Source organism: Staphylococcus sp. GDY8P85P (assembly GCF_017892405.1).
In the GTDB taxonomy this organism is placed as follows: Bacteria; Bacillota; Bacilli; order Staphylococcales; family Staphylococcaceae; genus Staphylococcus; species Staphylococcus borealis.
Genome location: NZ_JAESLA010000066.1, coordinates 1 through 1,248 on the forward strand (window position 1 = coordinate 1; position 1,248 = coordinate 1,248).

A 1,248-nucleotide genomic window follows, 5' to 3' on the forward strand; every position below is an offset into this window, starting at 1 on the left:
ACCCCCAACAAGGGTATTTGCAGAACGAAATGAGCGTAAGCGAATGAAGTGGCTAGCAAATACGACGCTTGCCAAACCATATTATTACTTGTGATAGGAGAAATACTTTTGACGAACAAAGAAATAATGATAGCCACTTAAGTGGCGATTGGTGCAGTTGTAACTTGGATTAATCCAAGTTAACAACCAATCCAAATCATTACTTTCGATATCGTGAAGTCAAAAGGAAATTCTATTACAAGTAATAATATGGTGGGTTTTGACTTTAGGTTTTCAACACTGGGGTACTACGACCCCCCAGTGTTGTTCATTGTTCACGGTCACTTTTTGTGTATAAACGATTGAATTATGATGTTATTTTGTGTATTATTGACTGTAATAGTTGAAAGGTGGTTACAATTATGAGTAAAAGATTGCAAGTGACTTTGAAAGATGAGATGTCGGAAAAGTTAGATGAATTGGCGAAATATTTAGGAGTTTCAAAAAGTGCGGTAATTGCGTTGGCTTTGCAAGATTTTGATAAAAAACATAAAAATAGATAAAAAAATACTGCCATGTGGCTATGGCAGCATAAACTTGTATTCGGAGGTAATTATATCATGGTAAATAAAGCATCACAAGGTAATGTAAGAACTAGAAATTGGACGTTTGTAATTTACCCAGAAAGTGTTTCTGAAGGTTGGAGAGATATATTAGATGATGAACATATACAATGGGTTGAATCTCCATTACATGATAAGGATACTAATCCAAATGGAGAGATAAAAAAGGCTCATAAGCATATATTGGTTATGTATGATGGTGTTAAAAGTTATAATCAGATATTAGAATTGACCGAAAGAATAAACGCGACTGTTCCACAAAAGTGTGGTTCTGCTAAAGGTCTTGTTAGATATATGTTGCATATGGATAATCCTGAGAAATATCAGTATGATCGTGAAGATATGATTGCTCATGGTGGAGCAGACATTCTAGAGATGTTAAAACCGACGTCTGCAAGTAGATATGAGATGTTTAAAGAAATGACTTCTTTTATAGTTGAAAATGACATAAGAGAATACGAAGAACTATGGATTTATGCTATGGAGCATAGATTTGATGATTGGTTCCCTTTGTTAGCTGATAATGGTACTTTTGCTATAAATACGTTTATAAAATCTAGAAGACATAGAATAAAAGATAACAAATGAATTAGCTAGCCGTTATGGCTAGCTTTTTGCTTTAGCATTTACCCCCAACAAGGGTATT

The 1,248-nt window shown here is 34.1% G+C and carries 2 protein-coding genes; both read left to right on the top strand.

The window, feature by feature from the left end:
* Window positions 1-401 precede the first annotated feature (401 nt).
* Window positions 402-542, top strand: coding sequence for a ribbon-helix-helix domain-containing protein (locus KA828_RS11990; protein ID WP_031917823.1), 141 nt, complete (start codon window positions 402-404; stop codon window positions 540-542).
* Between the two features lie 57 nt (window positions 543-599).
* Complete coding sequence (locus KA828_RS11995) at window positions 600-1,190, top strand: replication protein (RefSeq protein ID WP_204184969.1); 591 nt, start codon at window positions 600-602, stop codon at window positions 1,188-1,190.
* Window positions 1,191-1,248: the final 58 nt, after the last annotated feature.